The organism is Paenibacillus sp. J31TS4 (assembly GCF_018403265.1).
Taxonomy (GTDB): domain Bacteria; phylum Bacillota; class Bacilli; order Paenibacillales; family NBRC-103111; genus J31TS4.
Map to the genome: position 1 here is coordinate 1,369,375 of NZ_BOSI01000001.1, position 26,797 is coordinate 1,396,171.

Sequence of the window (26,797 nt, forward strand, 5' to 3'; positions counted from 1 at the left end):
GGTGCGCCAATGGATAAATCAATCGGTTCCCGTTTCTTCTCGGCAGCCAATCATACGTTTCTCGTTTTGCTCGGCGTGATGATGATGTATCCGCTGTGGAGGGAGATCAGCCTTTCCTTCTCCTCCAAGGAGGAGGCGCTGCGCGGCGGCTTGTTCTTGTGGCCCAAGCACTTTACCTTGGATGCTTACAGAAGTATCCTGAAATCGGACTATATCTGGACGGCCTACGGCAATTCGCTGTTCATCACGATCGTGGGTACGGTTCTCGCTCTCTTCTTCACTTCCTGTACCGCGTATCCCCTTGCCAAACGGACTTTGCCGTTTAAAAAGGTTTTCGTCTCCTTCGTTCTGTTCACCATGATCTTCAGCGGCGGTCTCATTCCGACCTACCTGGTCATGAAGGAGCTGCACCTGATCAACTCCCTGTGGGCGGTCATCGTCCTGCACCTCGTGTCCGCGTTCAACGTCATCATCATGATGAATTTCATCCGGACGCTGCCGGAAGAGCTGGAAGAATCGGCCATGATGGACGGAGCCAATCCGATCCGCATCTTCTTCGTTATTATTCTGCCGCTGTGCAAACCCGTCCTTGCCACACTCGCGCTATGGATCGCAGTCGGCCTATGGAACAACTTTTTCCATTCGTTTATTTATTTGAACGACAAAAGCCTGATGACGCTGCCGGTGCTGCTGCGGCTTATCATAGCCGGGCAAAAAGAAGCCGATCAGCTCGGCGAGGCCATAGAGACCTCGAGCGAGTCCGTCATTGCCGCTACCATCGTCATTTCCCTGCTGCCTATTCTGTCGGTCTATCCCTTCCTTCAGAAGTATTTCATCAAGGGGACCTTGCTCGGTTCGGTCAAAGCCTAATAGACGCGAGGCTCCATCTGCTTCCTGCCGGTACGGCAGATTACCAAATAGAAACAGGAGGATCTGTATGAAAACAAAATGGACGTTGTTCGGAGGCGTACTGGCCTTAGCCTCCCTCACTGCCGCCGCAGGCTGCGGCAGTGACGCAGACGCGCCGAAGGCGGATGCGAACGGCACGAAGGGCGAGGAAAAGACGATCACTTACCAGTTCATGCGCAACCTGTCCGCCGAGACTTACCCGGCCGACGGCGGCGAAGCAAGAACCGAAATTCTGAGCAGACTGGAGAAAGCGGGCATTCGCGGGTTCGATTATAAGGTGACGCTTGCAAGTGGAGACGACTACAACACCAAGCTCAATCTGCTCGCCACCTCCGGCACGCTGCCCGATTTTTTCGACATTGATGCCAAGACGCTTGCCCGTTTCGTTGACCAGGGGCTCATCCAGCCTCTCGACGACTATCTGAAGCAAGCTCCTAATCTGATGAAGGTCGTGCCCAAGAGCAATTGGGACCAGGTCACCTTTAACGGCAAAATCTACGCCTTGCCGAACGGCAAGCGCCCGGAACCGTTCAATCTACCGAGCGTCACCGGCTTGGTAGTCCGGCAGGACTGGCTGGATAATCTGGGCATGAAGCAGCCCACTACCCTTGACGAACTGCACGAAGTGCTGAAGGCGTTCGTAACCAAGGATCCCGACAAGAACGGCAAGAACGATACGGTAGGCTTGACCGGCATGAAGGATAGCTCTTTCCAGCCCATCTTCGGCGCTTATGGCATTATCCCGACCTTCTGGCTGGAACGGGATGGCCAAATCAAGAAGGGACTCGTGCTTCCGGAAATGAAAGAAGCCCTGACCCTCCTCCAGCAATGGTACAAAGAAGGCTTGATCGATCATGATTTCCCTATCATGGAGACGAAGCAGATGGAAGAGAAGATTGTCAATTCCATTGCCGGCATGTTTGAGGGAAGCTCCTTCTACACCGAGAAGAGTGGCAACTCCGCGTCGCTTGCGCTGAACAAGCTGAATCCGAAATCCCAGCTCAATATGCTTGAAGCGCCGATCGGCCCGGGCGGCAAGCGCGGATACCCGGAAGGCAACGCGGTGGCCGCGGCCCCGCTCCGAGCTTTGTCAGCCAAAGCCCCGAATCCGGCTAAGCTGTTCGAATACTTGAACTGGACAGCGGATACCGAGGATACCGGGGGATCCATGCTGGTCTCCTTCGGCAAGGAAGGCACGGATTATACCTTTGATAAGGCAACCAACTCGATCGACCTGATCACACCTTACGCCGATTTGTATAAGAAAGGGTTTTCCAATCCGATTCGGATGGTCTACATAACGGATCGCCGCAGTGCCAAGCCCGAGATCCGGCATTCGGTTGATATCGTCAACAAAACGCTGATCATCAATCAGCTGTGGAATTCGCTGCCTGCCGAAGTGGATTATCCCGACCTGGAGAAGAAACTGTGGAGGGAATACCTGGTGAAGATCGTGACCGGCGTGTGGTCGGTCGACAAGTATGACGAATTCATTCAGAAGTACTACGCGCAAGGCGGCAAAGAAGTCGAAAAGCAGGCGAATGAGCTCTGGAAGAGCCTGAACAAGAAATAGCAGCACCCGCACACTTTCCGTGCCCATTCCGGCAGCATCCAAAGGTTACCCATCTGTAAGGGAAGGACTATGGGAACGAAACACCTATCTACTTGGAGGAGACGAAATGACCAGTAATCCACTAGGAGGAATGAGAAGATGAAAAGAAAGCGTACCCGCTTGTCTGTAACGATTCTCGCTGCCTGTTTAGCGGCCACTTCCCTCGCCTTTGGCCCGGCTGTCCTGGACGGACCGGCTGTCTACGGCTATACGGCCGAGACCGCCAAATCGAACCCAAAGGGGCTAATCCTTGCTCCCGGAGTGGAGCACGAAACCAAGACGATGGTGTTCGAAACCAAGTTCCGCTTCCGCGAGCAAAACGAAAAAGGCCAAGCCAACGGTCACATCGTGCACGGGGGCGAAGTAACGAATGTCGTGAATAGATTCAAGATAGATACCGCCAATCCCGGGCTGCGAATCGAGCTGGTTTCTCCCGGCGGCAAAGTGGCAGGCAAAGACACCACGACCGCAATGGCCAGGGAGAATGACCGGGAAGGCCACCGCGTTCTAGGCGCCTTCAACGCGGATTTCTTCGACGTCCCAACCGGTGTGCCCATCGGCCTGCAGGTGACGGATGGAGAAATCTACTCGTCTCCGGCGGTCCCGGCTTCCACCTTCTTTGCCGTCATGCCCGATGGTTCCCCGCGAATGGGCGGGGCAGTATCGATCGAATCGATCGTGCAGACCGAAGGAGGCGCTTCTCTTCCACTGGACGGCGTGAACAAAATCCGGACGTCCAGCCTCACCAATGCAGCGATTCTTATGACCGACCGGTTCGGCACCAGCACACAATCGGCGGGTACGGGAGGAGTGGAAGTCGTCCTCTCCCCCGCACAGCCAGGCGCGAAGCTGAAAGCGGGCGAAACGTTGAGCGGTGTCGTGGAGGCGATTCGGACCACGAACAACGGGCCGATTGAGCCGGGCAAATTCGTTCTGGCCGCAAGCGGAGCCAAGGCAAAGTGGCTGCAGGCCAATGCGGCCGCTGGCCAGACCCTCTCCTTCCGAGTGGATTATGGCAGCGAGCTGAATCAGGCCATGTTTCTATACGGGGGCGCCGATCATCCCAACGCCCAGGTGCTCCTGAAGGACGGCGAGATTCCTCCGGCTATCTCGGATTTGATGACGCTCCGGCATCTGGATCACCATCCTCGCACCGTTCTTGCTACCAAAGGGACCGAGGTTTACGTCTTCGTCTTCGACGGCAGGCAGGCCGGATATTCCGACGGGATGTCGTATTTGGAGGGAGCAGCCTACATGCAGTCTTTAGGCATGGAGAACGCGATCAATCTCGACGGAGGAGGCTCCTCTACCTACGCCATCCGAAAGCCTGGCGAATCCGATTTTACGGTCATGAACCGTCCCTCCGACGGAGCGGAAAGACCGATAGGCAATGCGCTTCTGCTCATTTCAACTACTCCATAACCTTCTCGCTATGCAATAGGTTGAGCGTATAAAGGGCGCCGGTCGAGGACCGGCGCCCTTTTGCTGTCTAGATAGTTTTCCAGTCTTCCCTTCCTGCGGGGCAGCGTCAGGCCAGCTGATGCAGGTGGGCGAGATTTACTTCGCCCTCCAGCGGCTCGCCGGCCAAGTAACGGCGAATCTCCTCGACCGCCCATGCTCCGATCCGGAGCTTGCCGTTGTTGACCGCTCCGGCGATATGCGGCAGCAGCACGACGTTAGGCAGCGTCCGGAACGGATGATCTGCGCGCGGAGGCTCCGGATCGGTGACGTCGATGCAGGCGAACAGGCGCCCACGGCTCAGCTCCTCTACGAGCGCATCCTCGTCGATCAGGCTGCCGCGTGCCGTGTTGATGAGCACAGCGTCGTCCTTCATGAGGCCGAACGTGCGGGAGTTGAACATCCGGTACGTCTCGGGCAGGGAAGGCGCGTGGATGGAGACGACGTCCGCTTGCGCGAGCAGCTCGTCGAGCTCCGCCTTCTCCGCGCCCAGCTCCCGTGCCTGCTCGGCCGTCATGACCGGATCATAGACGAGAAGCCGCACCTCGAACTGCCTCATCAGCTTCATGTAATGCCGGCCGGCACGGCCGCCGCCGACGACGCCGACCGTGACACCGTATACCTCGCGGATCCGGTCCTTGCCCTTGTTCCATTCGCCCTGACGGGTCATGCCCGCGAGCTGCCACATGTTCTTTAACGAGGCGATCGTCAGGCCGAGCGCCGTCTCGGCGACGCCGATGCCGAGCGCCCCGTTGCCGCTGCTCACCCGGATGCCCCGCTCGGCGAACTCGGGAGACACGATGCCTTTGACCGTACCGGCGGCATGGACAACCAGCTTCAAATTCGGGGCGCAGTCCAGAATGTCCCGGTCGAGCTGCGGACATCCCCACGAAGTAATCGCAATGTCTGCATCCCGAATGACCGCCATCGTCCCCTCCTTGTCCGGCTGCGCGCCGGTCTGTACCTGTACCGCCCCGAGCTCTCCGAGCCGTGCCATCTGCTCCTCCGAGAATACTCCCTCCCGGACGGAGACTCCGGGAAGCATTGCCAACCGTATCATTTGTGTTCCTCCTCATCATGATTGGGACGCAGGCCCTCTGGTCGGTTCGTCTTCTTCGCACGCCGGAGCGTCCGGATGATGAGCAGGCAGGCGTCCTCCTGGGCTTATCGTCCCGGCCGGCACCGCCGTACCGGGAAACCCTTCTCCCTGCCATTCTGTTGGTAAAAACCGGAATTTGTCAACCATGTTTTTGGAACGCTCCACTTCTCCCGCAGCGAGTTTCACCAACTAGACAACGGTAGTCAAGGAATGCCGTTTTCCCGGAAATGAGAGTCAAGTAAACGCATTCATGCCTGTGGTAGTCTTATAACCGTACCTGCCCCCGCCGCAGCGAGCAGCTGTCCGGGCGGCAAGACAACCAATCCGAAGAGGTGACGAAATGTCTGACAAAATCCGGTTTGCCATCGTAGGTGCAGGCGTCATATCCCCGTTCCATGCCAAGGCAATCGCTGGCAATCCGAATGCCGAGCTTGTGGCGATTTCCGATGTGGACGCGGACAAGGCGAAGAAGCTCGCCTCCGATCTCCAGGTTGCCGATACATATTCCGACTACGAGCAAATGCTGAAGCGCGACGACATCGACGCGATCTCCATCTGCCTGCCGAGCGGCATGCATGCGGACGTGGCGGTTGCGGCAGCCGAGGCCGGTAAGCATATATTCTGTGAAAAGCCGCTCGACATCACGGTGGAGAAGATGGACCGGATGATCAAGACGGCTCGCGACCGTGCGGTCAAGCTGGGCGTGGTCTACCAGCGGCGCACATTCCCTGCCGCCATCGCGACCCGCAAGGCGATCCAGGAAGGCAAGCTCGGCAAGCTCGTACTGGGCGACGCTTACCTGAAATACTACCGCAGCCCGGAGTATTACAAATCCGCCGGCTGGCGGGGCACCTGGGAGCTGGACGGCGGCGGCGCCCTTATGAACCAGGGCGTGCACGGCATCGACCTCATTCAGTGGATGGTCGGCGACGTCGACTCCGTCTATGCGTACGCGGCTCCGCTCGTGCGCGACATTCAGGTCGAGGACACGGCGGTAGCCGTCCTTAAGTACAAGAACGGCGCCTTCGGCGTCATCCAGGGCACGACCTCGGTCTACCCGGGTATGGAAACTCGTTTTGAGGTGCACGGCGAGAAGGGCACGATCATCTTCGGCGACAGCGGCATCAAGGAATGGAAGTTCCTCGATTCCGACGAGCAGGCGCCGGACGTAGAAGGTACGCTCGCCGCGAGCAGCAGCGCCACCAACATCTCGGCGGACGGGCATTCGATTCTGGTGGAGGACCTCATTCAGGCGATCCGCGAAGACCGGGACCCGTACATTACAGGAGAAGAAGCGAGCAAAGCCGTCAAGGTCATTCTCGCCATCTACGAATCGGCGCGCACCGGCAAGGAAGTCAAGCTATAAGCGATATATGAGCAATGGCCCAGGCCCCGACTCCCGCGAGGGAACCGGGGCTTTGTTCTGTGGTTGACTCCTGTGAGCAACATGCGCCGCCTATTTCCGAGTTTGCTCCCCCCCACGGCTTTCCGACTCTATCCCCAGCCGGAGGCGTATAGTATAATGAGGGGCAAATGCCGACATGGCGATTCATGACCGAGGTGGTACCGGTGGCAATCTCCAGCTCCCCCTATCCGTTGCTCCATCAGTTTGCGTACAAGCTCGACAAGCCGATCGGGACGGCGTTTCACTCTCATGCCCAGTACGAGATCTATTATTTTCATTCCGGCAAATGCCGCTACATGCTTGGCGACCGGATGATCGACCTCGTGCCGGGAGACCTTATCCTGATGAACGGCATGACCCGCCACGCGCCTCAAATGGACCGGAGTACGGCCTATGTCCGGACGACCTTTCTGTTCGATCCGTCCTGCCTGCAGATGCTTGAGGAGAAGCCTCGGCACCTGAACCTGCTCATGCCGTTCCAGGTGCTGCGCAACCATCATCTGCGGCTGGACGGCGAGGAGCGCCGCGAGGCAGAGGAGCTGCTCGCGCGCCTGAACGCACATTACGGCAAGGACGATCTCCTCGCCTATCACCGGCTGCGGCTCGCCTTTCTCGATTTCCTGCTGTTCGTCTTTGGCCAGTGCCGGGAGGCGATCGACCTACAGGGCGGCCTGCCGAACGATAAGGAGCGCAATGTCCAGAACGTGCTCGCCTTCATCGAGAACCGGTACACGGAGGAAATTCACCTCGAGCAGCTGGAGGAGGAACTGCACGTCAGCCGGTACTACCTGTCCCGGATTTTCCGCGAGGTAACCGGACAGACGATCTTCGGCTACCTGTACCGGCGGCGCATCAACCAGGCCAAGATGCTCTTTCTGCTCGACCGGGAGCAGACGGTGACCCATGTCAGCTACCAGGTCGGCTTCAAGCACCCGGCCCACTTCAGCCGGCTGTTCAAGCAGCAGGTCGGGATGACGCCCGACCAGTACCGCAAGAGACTGTTTGCGGCAGCTGCACCTTGATTTCTCCCCTCGACTCTGTCTATAATAGGGGCATCCTTTAGAAACCGGAGGTAACCATCGCGCTCATGGATCATTTACATGCGTAATCCCAACATGCCTATAGCGAATCAGCTTATGCAGGACGGCTTCGCCGTGGCGGAGCACAGGGAGACGTATGTTCTTTTTCGAGAGTGCGATGGATTCGGTTTCGAGTTACGGAATCGGCGTTCGCAGGGCGGGAATCCAGCCTTGCGGATCGCCAGAAGCAGGCGGCGGCTGGCATAGATCAGCTGTCTCCGGCCCCCCTATCGGGCGTCCCGGAGACCTTGCGCCGCTGCGCGGGGCTGGCTGCCTTTTCGCCGAGCGCGACAAGTGCATCGCTGCCGCCATGCGCTTGCCGAGCGCGCGGAAGCGTGCTTGCTCCGGCGTCCCCTGCTTCCTTACGAATCCATGAGTGGCGGCTGGTATCCCCGCCGCCTTTGCCTCTCCCCTGTGCAATCCCCGCCACTGGCTGCTGCCGGTGGTTTTTTTTGTATGCAACCGAAGGGGTGAAGAAGCATGACATGGATCGTAAAAGGGAAAGAATTGACGAAGGAATGGAACGGTCGGCTGGTCTTCGAGAACGTCAGTGTGGAAATTGCCGAAGGCGAAAAGATCGCCCTGTTCGGCCGTAACGGCGTCGGCAAGACGACGCTGCTGAACGCCCTGCTGGGGCGGACGGAGCTGGAGGGCGGCAAGATCTCGCGCGCTTATCCGCCCGAAGAATGGGGCGTGCTGGAGCAGCGTCTCGATGTGCCTGCAGGGCAGACGGCGCTGGCGTTCGTCCAGTACGGCGTTCCCGCGCTCGTCTCGTGCCGGGAGGAGCTGGACGCACTGGAGAGCGCCATGGCGGACGGCGGACCGGACAGCGAAGCGCTGCTGGACCGGTACGGCGAGGCATTGGACCGTTTCGCCCGGCTGGACGGATACAACTGGGAGGTCCGGGCGGAGAAAGCGCTCGCACGCACAGGGCTAGAGGAGGCGGTCTGGCGGCGCGCCTATGAGGAGCTGAGCGGCGGGCAAAAGACCAAAGCCCAGCTGGCCCGGGTGCTGCTCGCCGAGCCGGCGTTCCTCCTGCTTGACGAGCCGACGAACCATCTTGACCAGGAGACTATTGTCTGGCTGGAGGAATGGCTCGCGGACTACAGCGGCACCGTGCTCCTCGTCTCGCACGACCGGGCTTTTCTGGATCGGGTCGTTCACGCCGTCCTCGAGCTGACTCCTGCGGGAACGAAGCGGTATGAGGGCGGCTACACCGCCTACCGTGCTCAGAAGGAGCAGGAGCGGCAATCCCAGGAGGCGCTGTATCGCAAGCAGGAGCAGGAACGGCAGGAGCTGCTGGCCAGCATCCGCCGCTACCAGCAATGGTTCCATACTGCGCATCGGACGGCGGGGGAACAGTCTGAAGTCCGCATCACCAAATCGTTTTGGCTCGCCCGCGCGAACAAGAACATCTCCCGCTACCACGCCAAAGAAAAAGCGTTGGAGCGGCTCGAGGCCGAGCGCGTCGAGAAGCCCCGAGACGCGGCGCAGCTCAGCATGCAGCTGGATGCCGAAGCGATCGGGGCGCCTACGCTGCTGACGTTCGAAGACGTCTCGTTCGGCTACGACGAAGCCGACCCGCTCTTTCGCGACGTCCGCTTCTCGGTTGAGCGGGGAGACCGGCTGGCGGTTCTGGGACCGAACGGCGCCGGCAAGTCGACGCTGCTGCGGCTGCTCGTCGGCGAGCTCACTCCTGCATCCGGACGCATCACGCGCAACCCGCAGCTCAAGATCGGGTATTTCTCGCAGGAGCTGCGCAGCCTGAAGATGACCGAGACGCTGCTCGACAGCCTGCTCGCCCTCCCCGATATGACGGAGACGCAGGCCCGCACCATTCTGGGATGCTTTTTGTTCTCCCGAGAGGACGTATTCAAGCGGATCGGCGATCTGAGCATGGGCGAGCAGTGCCGCGTCGCCTTCCTGAATCTCTACTTCAGCGGAGCGAACCTTCTCGTGCTCGACGAGCCGACCAACTACCTCGACGTGGAGACGCGGGAGCGGATTGAGGATACGCTCAGCTCTTATCCTGGCGCTTTCGTCGTCGTCTCGCACGACCGGTACCTCGTCCGCAAGCTTGCGAACCGCATTCTGCATCTGGATCGGGGCCGGGCTCTCTACTACCCCGACAGCTACGACGCCTTCCTCGCCTCCGGCGGGACCCGGCCGCTGACCGCAGGTGAGCAGAGCCGGCTCGCGGAAGCAAGCCGGCTGGAGCTTGCGCTGAGCGCGCTGCTGGCAGGGGAAGCCGGCGAGGAGCCCGAGGCGGCGGCACAGCTGCTGGAGGAGGCGAAGCGGCTCAAGACGCGCATCGCCGAGCTCCGCGTGCTGGAGCGCGATCAGTAAACCCGCGCAGAGGGGCGAGTGAAGTGGCTGGTGTCGGGACCGGGGCTCAGGAACCGTTACTTACGATGCACGAGTCCCTGCAGGCTTCCCGGTGACTTCCGTACGGCCTCCACGCCACTCCTCCCTCCCATACAAAAAAGAGGAACGAGCGATGCTCGTTCCTCTTTTGGTATGTTTGGCTTAGCTTCAGCTCGGTCGGAATCGGCAGCCCCTTAGAACGTGCCGAGGTTCGCCTTTTCCCAGTCCTCACTGAACTTGGCGATACCGGCATCGGTCAGCGGATGCTTAATCATCGCCTCGATGACCTTGTACGGCATAGTCGCGATATGCGAACCGGCCAGCGCTGCCTCGATGGCATGCGTCGAATGACGGACGCTTGCTGCGATAATCTCGGTTTTCAGACCGTGAGTGTTCATTATGGAGCTGACCTCGCGAATGAGGTTCATCCCGATCTGGTTGATGTCGTCCAGACGGCCGATGAACGGCGAGACATAAGTAGCGCCAGCACGGGATGCAAGCAGAGCCTGCGTGGACGAGAAGATTAGGGTGACGTTCGTGCGGATGCCCAGCTTGCTGAACTGGTACGTCGCCTTCAAGCCCTCCTCGCACATCGGCACCTTCACCACGATGCCCGAGCCGAGCTCGACCAGCTTTTTCCCTTGCTCCACCATCTCGTCGGATTGTAGGCTGATTACCTCGGCGCTGATTGGAACGTCGTCGCCCACAATCGAGATCATTTCCTTCAGGGTGGCGAATATATCTTTGCCTTCCTTGGCGATCAAGGACGGGTTCGTCGTAATGCCGGAGACGACTCCGAGCGCGTGGGCCTTGCGGACTTCCTCCACGTTGGCCGTATCGATAAAGATTTTCATTCCACTCAAACCTCCCGTATAGTCTGGATGTGCCCTCGAGCAGCTTGTCCTGCTTCATTGTTCCCCATCGGGCCGCTATGTACATGCCCCGGATTCAGGCAAAAAAAAGAACCCGCATATGCCGTCCGATTTGGCTGTTTCAAACCCGCTCTCGCAGGTGGGTGTCCGCAGAACCGCATTTGAAGTCCCCTTTCGAGGGCAGGTCAGCTGACGGTCCGATCTAGGACTCCCTAGAAACAAACATTGGTTCAAAACAACGTTAAACCGAGACGTACATCGCAGGATGTGTTCTTATTATAGTGGCTCCGAGAGCAAAAGTAAACCGGAAGCCGATCCGATTCCGCTCTTATTCTCCCGATCTCGTCGATCCGGACGGCTTGCGCCCGTCCTCATCCGTACGTGGCTCGTTGATGCTTCCATTCTCTCCGCCCTCCGGTAGTTGCCCCGGCGTCTCGGCTGTGCTCTCCCCGGGAGCCTCTTCCTCCGTCTGGCGGCCCTCCTCTTCCAGGGCTTCGCGCTCGGCCTGCTCCATCCGTTCGCGCTGGTCCTGCAGCTTAATGTAGCTGCGGTGGAAGTACCAGAACGACGCCGTCGCGATTAGGCTGCAAACGAAGAAGGGAATGAGAAAAGTGAACTGGTAGCTGAAGAACAGAATCGCTCCTGCCGTGACGACGATCGAGACCGAGGTGATAGGCCGGCCGATCGTGATGAAGAAGCTGTTCTTCAAGAGCTGGCTGAATTTCATGTGAAAGTGGACCATGATCGACAGGAAGTTCAGAAACGAAGCGGCGGCAATGAAGAACAAGGTGATGAACAAGAAGGACAGAACCCGGAGCATGCCCTGCTGATTGCCGTAAAAATGATAGTTGACGTACAGCAGAACGCCAAGGAGGAGGTAGAACAGCCCGCCCAGCATGCTCTGCTTATAATTCTCCTTGTAGCCGCGGAAATACGTTTTGAACAGCGGCACATCCTCGTCTCCCGTTACCCATTTGCGGGCGACGGTGAAGACGGCGGCGGTAGCCGGGACGAGCGTGAAGGGCGATAGGATGCCCAATATGACCAGCCCCTGCTTCAGCATGTCCACCGTGACGTCGGGACTGACCATCAGGACGAGCCCGAAGTAGAAAAACGGCAATGAGCAGACGAGCCACAGCAGATTGATGACGGTGAGGCGCATCACCCACTCCGAAATACGGTAAAATCCTCCCATGATGCCTCTGAATTCCAAAATCCGGTTCCCCCTTCAACTCACCTAAAAGCGTTTTCGTATTGTTCCATTATAACGTACTCGCTGTACAGAAGTGAAGCCATCCTCCTCATCGTTTGAACCTGATTTGTTGAGGATAAAAAAAACAGACGGGGCGGATGCCCCGTCTGTCTGAGAGCCCGGATATATGGATGACGGTTAGTCGCGGTAGCCGCCGTCGCGGTCACGGTCCCGATCGCGGTTGAAACTGCTGCCGCGGTCGCGGTTATAGCCGCCGCGCCCGTCGCCGTCACGGCGCTGGTAGCCGCCTCTGCTGTCGCTGCGGCCGCCGCCAGGCCGGTCGTTGCGGCGGTAATTGGAGCCGTAGCCGCCGCCAGGCCGGCGTCCGGACGAGCGGACGTCGTTGCGTCTTTTCTTCGCACGGATCGGATCCTCCGGCGTGAGCTCGATGTTGACTTCCTTGCTATCGCCGGTGATCATCTTGAGCGAAGCCGCGAGCAGGGCTACCGAATCGTATTGCTCAAGCAGCTGAATAGCCACTCCCTTGAACTCGCCGGCCGACTCGCTGTTGACGATCTCGAGCAGGCGCTCCGCCACGATCCGCTGCTTGCCTTCGATTGCTTCCGCGAGGGAAGGAACAGGCTTACGGGTGATCTTGTGACGGGTGACGCGCTCGATGAAGCGCAGATGGTCGATCTCGCGCGGCGTAACAAAGGTCCAAGCAGTCCCTTCCTTGCCGGCGCGGCCGGTACGGCCGATGCGGTGAACGTAGCTCTCGGGATCCTGCGGCAGGTCGAAGTTGACGACATGGCTGACGCCGGAGACGTCGAGGCCGCGAGCCGCCACGTCGGTCGCGACGAGTACGTCAATGCTTCCGTCGCGGAACTTGCGCATAACGTTGTCGCGCTGGTTCTGCGACAGGTCGCCGTGCAGGCCTTCCGCGGAGTAGCCGCGCTTCTGGAGCGCTTCGGACAGCTCGTCGACGCGGCGCTTCGTCCGGCCGAAGATAATGGCAAGCTCAGGTGCTTCCATGTCGATCAAGCGGCAGAGAGCTTCGAACTTCTGCTTCTCCTGCACTTCGATGTACGCCTGCTGGATAAGAGGTGCGCTAACCTGCTTCGGAATGACCGAGACATGCTCCGGGTTCCGAAGGAACTGGTTGGCGAGCTTCTGGATGTTCGGCGGCATGGTGGCCGAGAACAGCATCGTATGGCGATCTTCGGGCACGAGGCTCAGGATGGACTGAATGTCTTCCATGAAGCCCATGTCGAGCATCTCGTCCGCTTCGTCGAGCACGACGGTCTCGACGTCGTCGAGCTTGATCGTCTTGCGGTTGATATGGTCGAGCAGACGGCCCGGCGTGCCGATAATAATCTGCGGACGCTTCTTCAGAGCACGGATCTGCTTCACGATATCCTGGCCGCCGTAGATCGGCAGCGAGCGGATGCCCTTGAACCGGCCCAGCTTCTCGATCTCCTCGGCCACCTGAATGGCCAGCTCGCGCGTCGGGCACATGACGAGCGCGACGATCTTGTCCTGGGTAGTCTGAATCTTATGAATAAGCGGAATGCTGAACGCAGCCGTCTTCCCGGTACCGGTTTGGGCTTGGCCAATCAGATCGTGGCCTTCCATGGCAAGCGGAATCGTTTTTTCCTGAATCGGAGTGGATTCTTCAAACCCCATCTCGGTAATGGCTCGGAGGACCTTGGGTTCGAGACCGAATTCACTAAATGTTTTCAATGCGACATTTCTCCTTTAAATAGGCGCTGTCCGCGCCTCTTCTGTTTAGTTGACTTAAGTGCGACGGTTCGACATGAATTCTCCACTTCTATCTTCTCCATCCGGACCTCTCACGATTACAAACAAAAAAGCATTTTCCTTCATCGGAAAATACCGCCGTACTGCCGTACTTAAGAGCAATATAAGAAAGTATAGCACATCCCGACTATTCTTTACCAGTTTCCAGCCCGCCTTTTTGGAAAATGCGAAACCGGCCGGCCGCAGGGACGTATATAAAAGTATGTTCCCACCCGATAGAGGAGAGTTGACCTTATGTCCATTATAAAACGTATCGGCTCCATTCTGAAGAGCAACAAACAGCAGCCCGCCCCCGTCGTCTCCCTCCCGTTCGAGGATTCGGCTGTCGGCGATATCGTCACCGTCGATCTCGAGCAGTACGTGATCAGCGGCAAGGTTTCCTACTACGACCGGGGGCATGCCCCGCACCGGTTCGCCTATTATTTGCAGAACGGCAGCGAGATTTCGTGCCTGATCGTCGAGAAGGGGCGCAAGTACGAGTGCTTCCTTTGCTCCTTCCTCGAAGGAGCGCTCGATGACCCGAACGACGTGCCTACAAGGCTCGACGTAGACGGTGAGGTTCACTATGAGCTCGAGTGGCACCGCTCCGACCTGACCAAGGCCGAAGGCAAGACCGACTTCCGCAGCGGTGACGAAGCGCTCCTGTGGCGTTATTTTTCCACCGAGGACCGGTACTTCTTCCTGCAATGGCAGGACGGCAAATTCATCGCCCTGCAAGGACACCGCACCCCTGAAGCCGACGTCAAATTCATGAGAACCGCCCACTAAGACAGGAGGTGATCGGCATGAACGGGAAGAAGCGTTGGCCGGCCTGGATCGCCGCCCTGCTCGTCTTCACCCTTCTCGTCGGCTGCTCCGATGCCGGCAGCTATGTCAAGGAGCATTATCCGCTGACCGACGTGCAGGGCTCGGGCAAGGACATCTCCAAGATCTATCTTGTGGAGGGCAAGAACGTACCCCAGGTGGCGAAGGAGATTGCCTCTTCGGAGAAGCCCAAGGAAGTCAGCGAGGACAGCAATGACCGGATGTTCCTGCTGTACACCGACAAGCTGATCAATCTGCAGAAGGATCCCGAGGACGACAGCAACACGCTCGTGGAGGTCAGCACGGTCGAGTACGTGAAGAACCATTACGACAACTCGTTCCTGGAGGGCTATCTGACCGCCAGCCTGCTGCAGTCGCTGTTCGGCAGCGGCGGAGGCTTCTTCGGCGGAGGCTCCTCCGGCAAAACGTACCGCGGCTATTCGTCGGATACGAAGAATTACTCTGGCCGCGGCGATCCATCCACGGACAGCTCGTCGAAGACCAAGACGCCGGCGACGACCGACCGGACGGGAAGCTTCAACACGAAGCCCGGCTCGAGCGATTCCGGCTCCTCCTCGAGTACCGCGCCCAAGGCCGGATCGTCCGGGAGCTTCAACACCAAGCCTTCCACAGGCTCGAGCTCTTCGAGCAGCAAGAGCTCGAGCAGCTCAAGCGCCCGCAAGAGCGACGGCTCCAGTCCGTCATATAAGAGCAAAACTACGGCGCCGAAGACCAGCAGCCGATCCGGCTCGTTCTCAAAAAGAAGGTAGCCGGCTGAGCAGCGGCCGGCCCGCCCCTTCCCCCTTCCGATCGCCGGAAGGGGTTTTGGCATGCAGCCCTACTATGGCAAAATAGCCCATTACTACGGTGCTTCAAGACAGTGATTCCGCTTCTCGAATCGATTATACTGGCAGGAGACAAACTACTAAGCAAAAAAAGGTGTGGACCTGCTTGAAAAGAACCGTCGGCGAAATTCTCGTGATTATTTTGGGTGCGCTGCTCATCTCCTCCAGCTTCAATCTGCTGCTCATTCCCCACCAGCTGCTGAGCGGAGGGGTATCCGGGATCGCCATGCTCGTCGGTTACTTCACCGACTGGAATATCGGCATATTGTACTTCATCTTCAACCTCCCTCTCATCGTCTGGGGACTTCTCGTCATCGGGCGCCGCTTCGTCGTGCTCAGCGTCGTCTCCGTCATCTTCACCACCTGGTTTATGCAGCTGGTTCCGGTTGTGCAGGTGACGTCCGATGCGATTCTCGGGGCCGTCTTCGGCGGCGTGCTGATCGGACTTGGCACCGGCATATCCCTGCGGGCCGGCGGGTCAACGGGCGGCTTCGACATTGTCGGCTCCATCATCACCCGGAAGCACGATTTTCCGCTCGGGACGTTTCTCTTTGTACTCAATGGCGTCGTCATCATCGCACTTGGGTATTTTAAAGATAATTGGGATCTGGCCCTCTACTCCATGCTGTCCATGTATATCACAGGCAAGCTCGTCGATACGATCCATATCCGTTATGTCAAAGTAACGGCCTTCATCGTGACCCACCGGCAGCAGGAAATGCTGGACGAGCTTGTCCGCCTGCCGCGCGGGGTGACGGTCATGGAAACCGAAGGCGGCTACACGAAGTCCAAGCACTGCATGCTCATGACCGTGACGACCCGATACGAGCTGGCCGAGCTGAAACGGATCGTCCGCGAGACCGATCCGAAGGCGTTCGTCAACGTGGTGGAGACCGCGGCCGTCTGGGGAGAGTTCCGCCGGAATTTATAACGGCACCACGGCCCAGACCAGCATATTTTTCCATCCTGTTCCCAGGAACGTTCGGACTTCCCGCGAATTGCCATACTTTTCGGCGTTTGGCTATGGTATACTTAAGTTGTCAATTTCATAAGTTCTGGCAAGGCAGCTTTCCTTGTTTCGGGTTCGAATCTTTCCCTGAGCGCCAACCTTACTACTAAGATTGGAGAGGTGATGAAGATGGAAACCGTAAAACTGTCCAGGATTGTTATGAAATTAACACCCGAACTATATTCGTCTTTAAAGCCTAACGAACTCAATTCCGAAATTGTCCTTGCCAACGGCATCGATGCATTAGAGAGCGAAGATGCGCTGGAAATTATCCAGTACAGCATCTCCGAGCACCAAAAAGACGCGCCTCTGCAATAGAGGGCGTCTTTTTTTCGTTTGGCGGGGAAGCCTATCCCCAAGAGAGGCCTGCCCTGCCCCGCTCCGTCCGATCTTCCGGCGGCAGTCCCTCGGATTAAGCAAAAATAGGGACGCGGGACCTTCCTCCCGGCGTACCGTTCCCCTATAATAAAGATGTTTCATCGCGAAACCGGACGGTTAAGGAGAGAGACATGTCCGCACATTTTGACGTGTGATTCGGCAAGCAAGACAGGGGAGAGATGGCATGGAAATGATACTGGCATTGTTGATGATGGTCTGGGGGAATGCGTCCGCCGCCGATCCCGGCCTAACGCTCGACCGGCTGGTGCAGGCCGCCGAGGCCGCGCCCGCCATCGCCCAAGCGGACGGCTCCGCCGATCCGCTGAAGCCGCTCATCAAGAGCGATCCGCAGAAGGACGCGCCGAAGGTCAAGGGAGTCTACGCCACCGCCCACAGCGCGGGAGGCGCCCGGCTCGATACGCTGCTGAAGCTTCTCGACGAGACCGAGCTGAATTCACTCGTTGTCGACATCAAGGACGACTGGGGCAATCTTACATACGATATGGGCAGCGACAAGCTGAACGAGCTCGGCACGACCCAGCGCATCATTCGGGATATGCCCGCGCTGATGGAGAAGCTCAAGGAGCATGACGTGTACCCGATAGCGCGGATCGTGGTGTTCAAGGATACGATGCTGGCCAAGAAGCGGCCCGATCTGTCGTTCCTCAACCCGGACGGCACGTTGTGGGGCAACGGGAAGAACCCGCCGGACAGCTTCGTCAATCCTTACCAGAAGGAAGTGTGGGAGTATAACGTCGAAGTCGCCAAGGAGGCTGTCAAAGCCGGCTTCAAGGAGATCCAGTTCGACTACGTCCGCTTCCCCGAAGGCTTCGAGAACCGGGCGGATATTCTGAAGTACGAGAAGGACGAGCGGTCGCGCATCGACGCCGTTGCCGGCTTCATCAAGTACGCCCGGGAGCAGCTGAGCCCGCTGGGCGTCCGGGTGTCGGTCGACATCTTCGGCTATGCCGCCTCGGTGCCCGCGGCCGAAGGGATCGGGCAGGATTTTCAGAAGATCTCGCAGAACGTCGATGTCATCTGCCCGATGATCTATCCGAGCCATTACAGCACCGGCTGGTTCGGCGCCAAAGTGCCGGACGCCGCCCCTTACCAGACGATCAGCGGAGCGAGCGTCGACACGCACAAGAAGCTCGAGCCGCTGGCTGAGCTGAAGCCGGTCGTCCGGCCGTGGATTCAGGATTTTACCGCCACCTGGGTGCCGGGACATATCAAGTACGGCAAGCAGCAGCTGGACGACCAGATCCGGGCGCTAAAGGATAACGGCATCGACGAGTATCTGCTGTGGAACGCGGCCAATACGTATACGCCGGGCGTCCAATACTAGCGGAAGAAGCGACCCAACGAGAAAAAGGCTGCCCCGGCCCGTACTAGCGCGGAGGCAGCCTTTTTCGATATCCGATCCATGCCGAATCGGACGGGTCAGGGAGCCGGCTTCGTTTCGATGACGAATCCGGTTCCCTTCTCCAGCCGCTTCTTTTCCACGAGGACCGTCTCGCGGACATCCGGGGCTTTGACATAATGGCGAACGAGCTGGCTTTCCGCCGCGGCGAACGCCTTGTCGTCGGACTCCGCCGCGACGATCAGATAAATTATCTGAATCCTCCAGCGTCACTTCAATCTTGTATAGATACATCCTGTCCACCTACCGCTACTTTTCTCAGTTTAGCACGCCCGGCGGCTCTCCGCACTGCTGCGCGAGCCGAAACCGCCGTTATCATCTCTAACCGCTAGGAGGAACCGCTCATGCACATTGTAGCCGCCACTTCCCTGAAGATGCTTCCCTTCGTCGAGCAATGGCCCGCCGATCTCCAGAAACGTCTCCGCATCGCCTGGTTCGCCTCAATCGACGAGGCGGAGCCGTATCTGGCGGAGGCCGACGCTCTGCTTGTCCAAAGCCGCTTGAACGCCGCCCAGCTGGCCAAAGCCGAGCGGGTCCGCTGGATCCATTCGCTCTCGGCGGGAGTCGACCGGATGCCGCTCGCCGAGATGGCGGAGCGCGGCATCCGGCTGTCGAACAGCTCGGGCGTCCATACGATCCAGATGAGCGAATACGCGCTTGCCATGATGCTGCAGCTCGTGCGCGAGGCGCCCGCCTACCTGCGCATGCAGCAGCAGAAGCAGTGGAAAGGCGGCCCCCCGATCGGCGAGCTGTATGGCAAGACGGTCGGCGTCCTGGGCCCCGGGGCGATCGGCCGGGGCATTGCCCCCCGCGCAGCCGCATTCGGCATGCGGGTGATCGGCTACAGCCGGTCGGGCCGTCCGGTCGAAGGCTTCGAGACCGTCTATACCGGTTCCGACGGCCTGACTGCGCTGCTTGAGGCGAGCGATTTCGTCATCAATCTGCTGCCCGGCACGGCGGAAACCCACCACCTGCTCAAGCTGGAGCAGTTCCGGCAGATGAAGACGTCCGCCTGCTTCCTCAACCTCGGCCGCGGCAACGTGGTCCGCGAGCCGGACCTGATCCGCGCCCTGGAGGAGGGGACGATCGCCGGCGCCGCGCTGGATGTATTCGAGGAGGAGCCCCTGCCGCCCGAATCGCCGCTCTGGACAATGGAGCAGGTCATTCTGACGCCGCACATTGCCGGGCTGTCTCCCCATTACGCCGAGCGGGCTGCCGAGATCTACTTCCGCAACATTCGCTCGTATCTGAATGGAGAGAAGCTCGAGAACGAGGTGTCCTACGAGAACGGATACTAACTAGAGCCGGCAGCAGGCGCCCCCTTACCAAAAAAACGACCGCCAGAACGGCGGTCGTTTGTTATGACTTCCTTAAGACCCTGTCTGGAGTCGTACGGCGGCTGGCCGCGATCGGCTTACTGAGACAGACGAAGCGCCAGGTTGTACAGCTCCATGTTGAAGTCCTTCTTCGTATTCACCACGAGATCGATGTCAGTCGCCACGAGCTCTCCCTTGATAACGCCGCAGCCCTTGCACGAATCGCCTGCGATCAGACGACGCACGGCGAAGTCGCCGAGCCGGCTCGCCAGCACGCGGTCCATATGGGTCGGCGTACCGCCCCGCTGGATATGGCCGAGCACAGTGACGCGCGCCTCCATGCCGTTATAGGACTGAATCGTCTGGGCAATCTCCTCTCCCTTGCCGATTCCCTCTGCGGAGATGATGATACTATGCCGCTTTCCATTGTCGAAATTCTCGCGCATGCGGGTAGCGACCTCCTTGAGGTCGAACGGCACCTCGGGCACGAGAATCGTCTCGGCTCCGCTCGCCAGACCAGCGTAGAGCGCGATGTCGCCGCAATGGCGGCCCATAACCTCAACGACGGACGAGCGCTCGTGCGACGTCATCGTGTCTCTCAGCTTGTTGACGGCGTCGACAACGATGCTCACCGCGGTATCGAAACCGATCGTGAAATCGGTGAACGCGATGTCGTTGTCGATCGTGCCCGGCAGCCCCATCGTCTTGATGCCGAGCTTGCTGAGCTTGTTGGCTCCCTGGTAGGAGCCGTCGCCTCCGATGACGACGAGGCCGTCAATGCCGCGTCTCTTGAGATTCTCCGCCGCCTTCTGCTGCCCTTCCTCCGTCATGAATTCCATGCAGCGAGCTGTCTGCAGAATCGTCCCGCCGCGCTGGATAATATCGCCTACGCTGCGCAGATCCATCTGCCGGATGTCGTCATGAATCAGGCCGAGGAAACCTCTCTGCACCGCATAGACCTCCAGATTGTGAAACAGGGCGCTCCGCACGACGGCTCGGACGGCGGCATTCATTCCCTGACAATCTCCGCCGCTCGTCAGGACGGCAATCGATTTGACTGACATACGTGGTTCCTCCTTAAGTCTGTATGATGGATCAGAATGTAGTACGAATCCACATGCTGTTCATCCAAAAAAACAAGCGGGTCATTGGGCTGTTCTTCATCAGTTCGCGCGAAACCGCCTGGACCTCGCGCTGTCCCTTCACTTTGGGATCGGACAGATAGAGGGCGATCAGCCCTTCGATGATCATTCTATGAAAAGCGGGCGCTTCGAGCGCCTCGACCTTTTTCCTGGCTTGACGGACGATGATCGCGATCCGCTCGACCGCCTCGTCCTGCGACAGATAGTAGCTGCAGAAGTTAAGATCCCCGCCGATTCGGTCCTCTTCCTGGTCGATCAGGTAGTCGAGCAGGATGTGCAGGCCGCATACGTAAGGAAAATACGCTTCGCGGATGCAGGTAACCTCCTGGGGCTGGAGCGCCGGGTTCTGCGCCGACAGGAACAGCATGAACACGCCGAGCGTCGAGCCTGTGGCTGCGGCGAATTCGTTCCAGCCGAGCTCCGCGTATCGGCTGCGGTGACCGTCCCACCATCGATGGAGCGCCTGCTCGCGCTGATCCTTGCGGATGTGCTTGTACACCTGCAGATCGCCGTACAGCGAGACGAGCTCGCGTACCTCTTCGGCAACCAGCGAATAGGACGGGAGCCGGCGGATGTTCTCCTGGCAGGTCTTCACCAGGCTCGCCAGATAGCCGCCGTCCTCCTTCTCCTCGCGCAAGGCGTAATAGTCGTGCAAGGGCGCCTCGGGATCGACGGCGTCCAGCATCGACTGGTGCAGCAGCCGGAAGTCCTCGGGATCGAGCGAGGTGCTGCGGTCACACAGGTTGTCGAGGTAGTCGCTGATCGTCTGGAACGCCACGATCAGCGGGATGAGGATGTGGCGCCCCGGCAGGTTGGCGGCGGCGTAAACCGAGCCTCCCTGGCAGTGAAATTTTTTATGAGTAATGCTGGCAAGCGCTTGGGTGCGCAGCTCTTCGTCGGGCATACGGTTCGCCATATCCCGCCAGCGGTCCAGCTCCTCTCGCACGCCCGGCAATACATACCGGTATACTCTGTGCATCAGGAGAAGCGGAGATCGGGGGATGGCGCCGATTCGTTTCTGTTGATTCCTCAAGTGGTGAACCTCCAAAGTGCTGGTACGGTGGACGGGTTCGGCGGGCACCGGACCCTCGGCTGCGGGAACGCCTGCGTCAGGGAACGCGGGCTCTTCGGTTACGCAAAGCGGCTGCGGCAAGAAACGCCGAACGCCTGTCTTAGGTATGGCTCTTCGTGTCCGTCCGGTCCTGCTGAACCCGGTACCAGATATGCAAATCGGTAATTGTGCTCGCCAGCTCCGCGATCTCGCTGTTCAGCCGGCAGGATACCGCAAAATCGTCTTCTCTGTCCAATTGGTCTTGCTTCCGGATAATGATCCTCTCCAGCCGGTAGATCCGGTCGGGAATCGTCCCGCGGATCGCTTCCCATTCCAGGAGAATCGACGCCTGTTCGGCAGCGGAGTAGTCATCCCACTCCCGAGACAGCGAGGGCACCGGGATCCCCAGTCGTTCATCGTAAACAAACTCTGCTCTCACCTCTACCGTTTCCCCTTTGCCGGTCAGGATTCGTTCCTTTAACTCTACCATGTTCGGGCCGCTATCGCCAGTCCGTGTCAGGTTTGCGGACGCAGGGGAACGTTATTGCGCCGGAAGCTTTTTCCCCACCAGTCACTGGAAAGGTGCTATACTGAAGGCAAATCTTAAGACACGTGAAATGGTTCACCCTTGCACCATCGCCACGCGACCCGCCAAAGGAGATTCATCCATGCCCGCCACCCAGGAGCTACTGCAACCCGTCCCGGAGAGAAGGCAAGTGCCGCTCTCCAAGCTGTTCGCCTTCTTCCTGCCGCTCGGTTTTTCGGCGAGCCTCGTCACGATCTCGCACGTCATCATCAACTCCACGCTCGCCCGCGCGGCGCATCCCGAGATCGTGATCGCCACCTATTCGATCGCGATCAGCCTGATGAGCATTACCGAGAAGCCCGGGGTGCTGCTCCGCCAGACCTGTTCGGCCCTCGTCCGCGACCATGTGTCGTTCCGCGCGCTGGCGCAGATCGCCTTCTATGTCTTCTCCTGCATTCTGGCCGCTGGTCTTCTCGTCGCCTATACGGGACTAGGCCCTTGGCTGTTCCGCAGCGTCTTCGGCGTCGAGGAGCGCCTGCTGCAGGAGACGGTCGGCGTCTATCGGATCCTCATGTTCGTCACGATCTTCTCCGGCATCCGCTGCTTGTATCACGGAATTATCATCTTCAACAAGAGGACCGCCTGGATGACGATCGGGATGATCATCCGTCTGGCGGGCATGTACGCGCTCGCCCAGTATTTTATCAGGACCGACCAGATCAACAGCGGGAACGTCGGCGCCTACATCTTCCTCACCGGCATGGTGATCGAATGCCTGATCGCCGTATGGGAGGGACATTCGCTATTGAAGAAGCGGATTCCGAAGAAGCTGGAGGGCCATACGGTCGAGAACAAGCGGCAGATCTTCCGATTCTACCGGCCGCTCCTGTTCTACTCCCTGCTCGCGGTCATCGTCTCGCCGGCCATCAACGCGCTGCTCGGCAAAACGAGCCAGATGGAGCTCGCCATCGCCTCCTACGCGATCGCGCTCAGTCTGGCGAACCTTGTGCAGAGCTTCTTCTCCTACGTGCATCAGATTGTGCTCAACTATTACAAGACCGACCGCGAGCAGGTCATCCGGTTCACGCTTCTGCTCGGCTTCCTGCCCGCCATTCTCGTGGGTGTGCTTGCCTACACGCCGGTCGGTCCCTGGTTCATGCAGAATCTGATGGGCGTGAACGAACAGCTCATGCACGCGAGTCTCGCCGCCCTGCGCATCTTCATGCTGATGAATCTGATCTTCCCATGGCTTGACTTCTGCAACGGCATCATCATGCTGCGTGGACAAACCAAGATTATGGTCTGGTCGCAAAGCGCCAACGTAGCCGTGACGCTGCTTACTCTCGTCGTCTGCGTGCTCGCCGTCCCGTCGTGGAACGGCATGATCGGCTCCTTCGCCCAATCGCTCGGCTTCGCAGCGGAGCTGGCGGTCGTCCTCTTCGTGCTCCGCCGGATTGCCAAGGAAGGCGCCGTCGACACGCTCCCCGCTTCCCGGGGCTGACGAGGCTCGGCTTGCTGCTCCGATCCGGCCTTTACTACATCGAGAAAGAAGGATAGACATGTCCAGCATCCAGGAGGCCACACCGGCCATGTCTCCGCGTGATTCGGGGGCCCCACTCAAGGCGTTCTCCTTTACGTTCTACATGATGATGGCCGTCACGGTCTCGGTCTTCCCGATTTACTTCAGCTCGCTCGGCTACAGCAAAATGCAGATCGGCGTCCTTTACTCGATCGGCCCCACGGTCGGCATCATCTCAAACTTGTTCTGGGGCTTCCTGAGCGACAAGCTGCAGCGAATCCGGATTATCCTGTTCATTGTGCTGTCAGGCCAGCTCGCCGCCGCACTGCTGCTGTTCCAATTCGACGCCTTCTCGGTCGTCTTCGTTATCATGACGGCGTTCTACTTCTTCCAGACGCCGCTCGGCGGCCTGACGGACAGCCAGATTCTGCTCACGGTCGCCCGCAACGGCAAAAGCTACGCGTCATACCGCGTCTGGGGCTCGTTCGGCTTCGCCTTCGCCTCCGTCGCCTTCGGCCTGCTGCTCAAGGAGCTCGGCGGCGGCTATGTCCCTTACTTCTCCATCGGCACGCTGCTCGTCACGCTGCTGCTCGTCTTCGGGCTGAAGGATCAGCGGAGCACGTACACCAAGATGGACTTCAGCGGTCTCTTCCAGGTGCTGACGTCCCCGAGGCTGATCCGCTTCCTTCTTTTATGCTTCATCCTGGCACTAGCCGCGCGGGTGAACGACGGCTTCCTGGCGCTCTACCTGATGGACCTGGGAGCCGGCGAAGCGGTCGTCGGCTATGCCTGGATGGCGTCAGCCATCAGCGAGACGCCGATGTTCTTCCTGCTGTCGCGCTACGGCCACCGGTACAAGGAACTGCCGCTGCTCGGCTTTGCCGCGCTCGCCTATGCGATCCGTTTCTTTCTCATGTCCATTGTGCATGATCCCAACTGGATTATCGCGACCCAGGCGCTGCACAGCTTTTCGTTCGGCATCTTCCTGTTCACCGCGCTGCGCTATCTGACCCAGCTCGTGCCCGACCGGTTCCGTGCAACGGGACAAGCTGTCTTCAACGTCATGTGGGGCGGATTCGCCGGCCTCATCAGCGGGGCGCTGGGCGGCCGCGTCTTCGATTATTGGGGCGGCCAGACGCTGTACCTCATTGCCGCAGCCTGTGCGGCAGCGGCCTGCCTCGGGTTTTTCCTGACCCATATTCTCAAACGGTTCCAGGAGTAAGAATTTCGCATGATCCACATCCACAAGCACCATCACTTTAACGTTAAGGAGCTGGTTTTTCGCATGCAGCATTCTCCCGTTACGTTCTTCTCCGGAGCTTTGCATAGAAGACTGACCTACTATCTCTTCCTGCCGCCGAGCTACGAAGCCGAGCCTGAACGCCGGTATCCGGTCGTCTACCTGCTGCACGGCCGGTACGACAGCGAGATCAGCTGGCCGGTCCGCGGCTCCGCTTACGAGACGGCGGATCGGCTGATGAGAAGCGGAGCGATCCCCGAGGCGATCCTCGTCATGCCGAGCGACGGCGGCTACGACCGGGGCACTTACTACATGGATTGGTACGACGGCAGCGGCCGGTTCGAGCAGTACTTCGTCCACGACCTCATCCCGCATATCGACCGGATGTATCGGACTCTTCCCGGAAGGGAGACACGGGCGATCGGCGGCTTGTCGATGGGCGGCTACGGCTCCTTGCTGCTGGCTCTGCGCAATCCGGATCTCTTCGTCGCGGCCTCGAGCATGAGCGGGGCGCTCGGGATGATGCCGGACTCGGCCCATCTCCACCTCGCGCCCGACTGGCAGGAGGCGGAGCTTGCCCGGATCGCCGGCCCTCTGGACGGCCCTTACGCGCAGGAGCACAACCTCGCGTTTCTCGCCCGCCGGGTGCTCGCCGGAGAGCATCGCCCTTCTCTGGCGTTCGACTGCGGCACCGAGGACTTCCTCCTGCCTGCGAACCGCTGGCTGAAAGGAGAGCTTGAGTCCATGGGCTATCCGTTCGTCTACCGGGAGTATCCCGGAGCCCATACGTGGGCCTACTGGACCGAGCATCTGGAGGACACGCTCGTCTTCCTGAGCGGCCATCTGGGGTCTGCCGACGACGAAGCGGGCGCATGAGCCCGTGCCCCCTTTGCGGGAATGCGCGAAAAAGCTTACACTAAGAAGGCGAGCCCGTCAGACCGTTCTCCCGGGACGCAGGTTAACCTATGAACAGAAAGGCTGAAGGTACATATATGGAAACTTCCATCGACTCGCAACTCGACTATCAAAAATTCAAGCAAATCGTGCTGGACCGCCGGAGCATCCGGAAGTTCACCGAACAGCCCGTCTCGATCGAGGACATTCGTGAAATCATCGATTGTGCCCGGTACGCGCCGAGCGATACGAACTCCCAGACGTGGCAGTTCGTTGCCGTCCGCAACAAGGACAAGATCAAGGCGATCGAGGAAATGACGTGGGAGCAGCTGCGGCAGCGCGCCGCCGACGCCGAAGCCCGCGGGCTGTCGCGGGAGGGCCGGCTGCTCGTCAAGTCGTTCGGCCCGTATGCGACCGCTTTCTCGGATGCGCCCGTGCTGATCGTCTGCCTGGCCACGCCGTACGCGTCGAAGTTCCGGGACAAGATCTTCGATCCGATCGGGCTCGTGGAAGATCACGTCTGGGCCGAGGAAGGCATCAAGAGCAGCTGCCTCGCCTCCCAGAACCTGATGCTCGCCGCCCATGCGCGCGGTCTGGCCACTTGCCCGATGACCGGTCCGGTTCTGCTGGCTGCCGAACAGCTGAGAGCCTACCTCGACCTGCCGGCCGACAGCCAGATCAACATGGTCATCGCTCTCGGCTATCCGTCCGAGCAGCCGGGTCGTCTCGCCCGCAAAGAGATCGACGAGATTCTGACGATCATCGATTAGCGGCGGGACACTCGCGTGAGCCATTCATTTGAGACGTTCGCAAGGGTGAGAAACTGAGAAAAAATAGAATGGATA

The 26,797-nt window shown here is 59.3% G+C and carries 24 protein-coding genes and 1 other RNA gene; 16 read left to right on the forward strand and 9 right to left on the reverse strand.

Going from position 1 to position 26,797, the window contains the following annotated elements:
* Window positions 1-9: 9 nt before the first annotated feature.
* The 3 genes from KJS47_RS06270 (at window position 10) to KJS47_RS06280 (ending at window position 3,943) form a co-directional block, all read left to right on the forward strand.
* Window positions 10-870: a carbohydrate ABC transporter permease gene (locus tag KJS47_RS06270; RefSeq protein ID WP_213523723.1), complete on the forward strand. Its 861-nt coding sequence runs from the start codon at window positions 10-12 to the stop codon at window positions 868-870.
* Between the two features lie 67 nt (window positions 871-937).
* Entirely contained in the window at window positions 938-2,482 is a 1,545-nt protein-coding gene (locus tag KJS47_RS06275) for an extracellular solute-binding protein (protein ID WP_213523724.1), read from the forward strand.
* A 138-nt stretch (window positions 2,483-2,620) separates the two neighbouring features.
* Window positions 2,621-3,943, forward strand: a complete 1,323-nt coding sequence (locus KJS47_RS06280; RefSeq protein WP_213523725.1) for a phosphodiester glycosidase family protein — start codon at window positions 2,621-2,623, stop codon at window positions 3,941-3,943.
* 106 nt (window positions 3,944-4,049) lie between these two features.
* Here KJS47_RS06280 and KJS47_RS06285 read toward each other — a convergent pair whose 3' ends face one another.
* The gene (locus KJS47_RS06285) at window positions 4,050-5,039 is read right to left on the reverse strand and encodes a hydroxyacid dehydrogenase (protein WP_213523726.1); all 990 of its coding nucleotides are present in this window, start codon (window positions 5,037-5,039) and stop codon (window positions 4,050-4,052) included.
* A gap of 379 nt (window positions 5,040-5,418) precedes the next feature.
* On the opposite strand from KJS47_RS06285, the gene KJS47_RS06290 reads away from it, so the two are divergent.
* The 3 genes from KJS47_RS06290 (at window position 5,419) to abc-f (ending at window position 9,908) form a co-directional block, all read left to right on the forward strand.
* Window positions 5,419-6,444 carry a Gfo/Idh/MocA family protein gene (locus tag KJS47_RS06290; protein ID WP_213523728.1) on the forward strand — a complete coding sequence of 342 codons (1,026 nt, stop codon included), beginning with the start codon at window positions 5,419-5,421 and terminating at the stop codon, window positions 6,442-6,444.
* Window positions 6,445-6,611: 167 nt separating this feature from the next.
* On the forward strand, window positions 6,612-7,505 hold the full coding sequence (locus KJS47_RS06295) for an AraC family transcriptional regulator (RefSeq protein ID WP_213523730.1): 894 nt from the start codon (window positions 6,612-6,614) through the stop codon (window positions 7,503-7,505).
* A gap of 537 nt (window positions 7,506-8,042) precedes the next feature.
* A complete protein-coding gene (gene abc-f / locus KJS47_RS06300) occupies window positions 8,043-9,908 on the forward strand; it encodes a ribosomal protection-like ABC-F family protein (protein WP_213523732.1) in 1,866 nt (621 codons plus the stop codon).
* Between the two features lie 212 nt (window positions 9,909-10,120).
* Here the strand turns inward: abc-f and fsa are convergent, their stop codons facing one another.
* The 4 genes from fsa to cshA all read right to left on the reverse strand — a co-directional run bounded on the left by fsa (window position 10,121) and on the right by cshA (window position 13,730).
* Window positions 10,121-10,780 (reverse strand): fructose-6-phosphate aldolase, encoded by a 660-nt coding sequence (gene fsa, locus KJS47_RS06305; RefSeq protein WP_213523734.1) that lies wholly within the window; start codon window positions 10,778-10,780, stop codon window positions 10,121-10,123.
* A gap of 105 nt (window positions 10,781-10,885) precedes the next feature.
* A non-coding RNA gene (gene ssrS / locus KJS47_RS06310) (6S RNA) lies at window positions 10,886-11,068 on the reverse strand.
* A 58-nt stretch (window positions 11,069-11,126) separates the two neighbouring features.
* Window positions 11,127-12,011 carry a YesL family protein gene (locus KJS47_RS06315; protein WP_213523736.1) on the reverse strand — a complete coding sequence of 295 codons (885 nt, stop codon included), beginning with the start codon at window positions 12,009-12,011 and terminating at the stop codon, window positions 11,127-11,129.
* Between the two features lie 177 nt (window positions 12,012-12,188).
* Window positions 12,189-13,730: a degradosome RNA helicase CshA gene (gene cshA / locus KJS47_RS06320; RefSeq protein ID WP_213523737.1), complete on the reverse strand. Its 1,542-nt coding sequence runs from the start codon at window positions 13,728-13,730 to the stop codon at window positions 12,189-12,191.
* A gap of 312 nt (window positions 13,731-14,042) precedes the next feature.
* Here cshA and KJS47_RS06325 point away from each other — a divergent pair, with 312 nt between their 5' ends.
* From KJS47_RS06325 to KJS47_RS06345, 5 genes are all read left to right on the forward strand, one after another.
* On the forward strand, window positions 14,043-14,576 hold the full coding sequence (locus KJS47_RS06325; protein ID WP_213523739.1) for a DUF4178 domain-containing protein: 534 nt from the start codon (window positions 14,043-14,045) through the stop codon (window positions 14,574-14,576).
* A gap of 17 nt (window positions 14,577-14,593) precedes the next feature.
* The gene (locus KJS47_RS06330) at window positions 14,594-15,382 is read left to right on the forward strand and encodes a DUF4247 domain-containing protein (RefSeq protein ID WP_213523741.1); all 789 of its coding nucleotides are present in this window, start codon (window positions 14,594-14,596) and stop codon (window positions 15,380-15,382) included.
* 181 nt (window positions 15,383-15,563) lie between these two features.
* Window positions 15,564-16,388 (forward strand): YitT family protein, encoded by an 825-nt coding sequence (locus KJS47_RS06335; protein ID WP_213523743.1) that lies wholly within the window; start codon window positions 15,564-15,566, stop codon window positions 16,386-16,388.
* 201 nt (window positions 16,389-16,589) lie between these two features.
* Window positions 16,590-16,784: a hypothetical protein gene (locus KJS47_RS06340; RefSeq protein WP_213523745.1), complete on the forward strand. Its 195-nt coding sequence runs from the start codon at window positions 16,590-16,592 to the stop codon at window positions 16,782-16,784.
* Between the two features lie 244 nt (window positions 16,785-17,028).
* A complete protein-coding gene (locus KJS47_RS06345) occupies window positions 17,029-18,189 on the forward strand; it encodes a putative glycoside hydrolase (protein ID WP_213523747.1) in 1,161 nt (386 codons plus the stop codon).
* Between the two features lie 95 nt (window positions 18,190-18,284).
* Here KJS47_RS06345 and KJS47_RS06350 read toward each other — a convergent pair whose 3' ends face one another.
* Window positions 18,285-18,464 carry a DUF3906 family protein gene (locus KJS47_RS06350; RefSeq protein ID WP_306433025.1) on the reverse strand — a complete coding sequence of 60 codons (180 nt, stop codon included), beginning with the start codon at window positions 18,462-18,464 and terminating at the stop codon, window positions 18,285-18,287.
* A 144-nt stretch (window positions 18,465-18,608) separates the two neighbouring features.
* Between KJS47_RS06350 and KJS47_RS06355 the strand changes: the two genes are divergently transcribed.
* Window positions 18,609-19,562, forward strand: coding sequence for a D-2-hydroxyacid dehydrogenase (locus tag KJS47_RS06355; RefSeq protein ID WP_213523749.1), 954 nt, complete (start codon window positions 18,609-18,611; stop codon window positions 19,560-19,562).
* Window positions 19,563-19,678: 116 nt separating this feature from the next.
* Here the strand turns inward: KJS47_RS06355 and pfkA are convergent, their stop codons facing one another.
* The 3 genes from pfkA to KJS47_RS06370 form a co-directional block, all read right to left on the reverse strand.
* On the reverse strand, window positions 19,679-20,644 hold the full coding sequence (gene pfkA / locus KJS47_RS06360) for a 6-phosphofructokinase (protein ID WP_213523751.1): 966 nt from the start codon (window positions 20,642-20,644) through the stop codon (window positions 19,679-19,681).
* Between the two features lie 31 nt (window positions 20,645-20,675).
* Window positions 20,676-21,755: a tetraprenyl-beta-curcumene synthase family protein gene (locus KJS47_RS06365; RefSeq protein WP_374706971.1), complete on the reverse strand. Its 1,080-nt coding sequence runs from the start codon at window positions 21,753-21,755 to the stop codon at window positions 20,676-20,678.
* Between the two features lie 139 nt (window positions 21,756-21,894).
* Window positions 21,895-22,263 (reverse strand): hypothetical protein, encoded by a 369-nt coding sequence (locus KJS47_RS06370; protein ID WP_374706972.1) that lies wholly within the window; start codon window positions 22,261-22,263, stop codon window positions 21,895-21,897.
* Window positions 22,264-22,441: 178 nt separating this feature from the next.
* Here KJS47_RS06370 and KJS47_RS06375 point away from each other — a divergent pair, with 178 nt between their 5' ends.
* The 4 genes from KJS47_RS06375 (at window position 22,442) to KJS47_RS06390 (ending at window position 26,722) form a co-directional block, all read left to right on the forward strand.
* A complete protein-coding gene (locus tag KJS47_RS06375; protein WP_213523753.1) occupies window positions 22,442-23,800 on the forward strand; it encodes a polysaccharide biosynthesis protein in 1,359 nt (452 codons plus the stop codon).
* 58 nt (window positions 23,801-23,858) lie between these two features.
* Complete coding sequence (locus KJS47_RS06380) at window positions 23,859-25,040, forward strand: MFS transporter (RefSeq protein ID WP_249716135.1); 1,182 nt, start codon at window positions 23,859-23,861, stop codon at window positions 25,038-25,040.
* A gap of 9 nt (window positions 25,041-25,049) precedes the next feature.
* A complete protein-coding gene (locus KJS47_RS06385; RefSeq protein WP_249716137.1) occupies window positions 25,050-25,934 on the forward strand; it encodes an alpha/beta hydrolase in 885 nt (294 codons plus the stop codon).
* A 116-nt stretch (window positions 25,935-26,050) separates the two neighbouring features.
* Window positions 26,051-26,722 carry a nitroreductase family protein gene (locus tag KJS47_RS06390; RefSeq protein WP_213523755.1) on the forward strand — a complete coding sequence of 224 codons (672 nt, stop codon included), beginning with the start codon at window positions 26,051-26,053 and terminating at the stop codon, window positions 26,720-26,722.
* Window positions 26,723-26,797 lie beyond the last annotated feature (75 nt).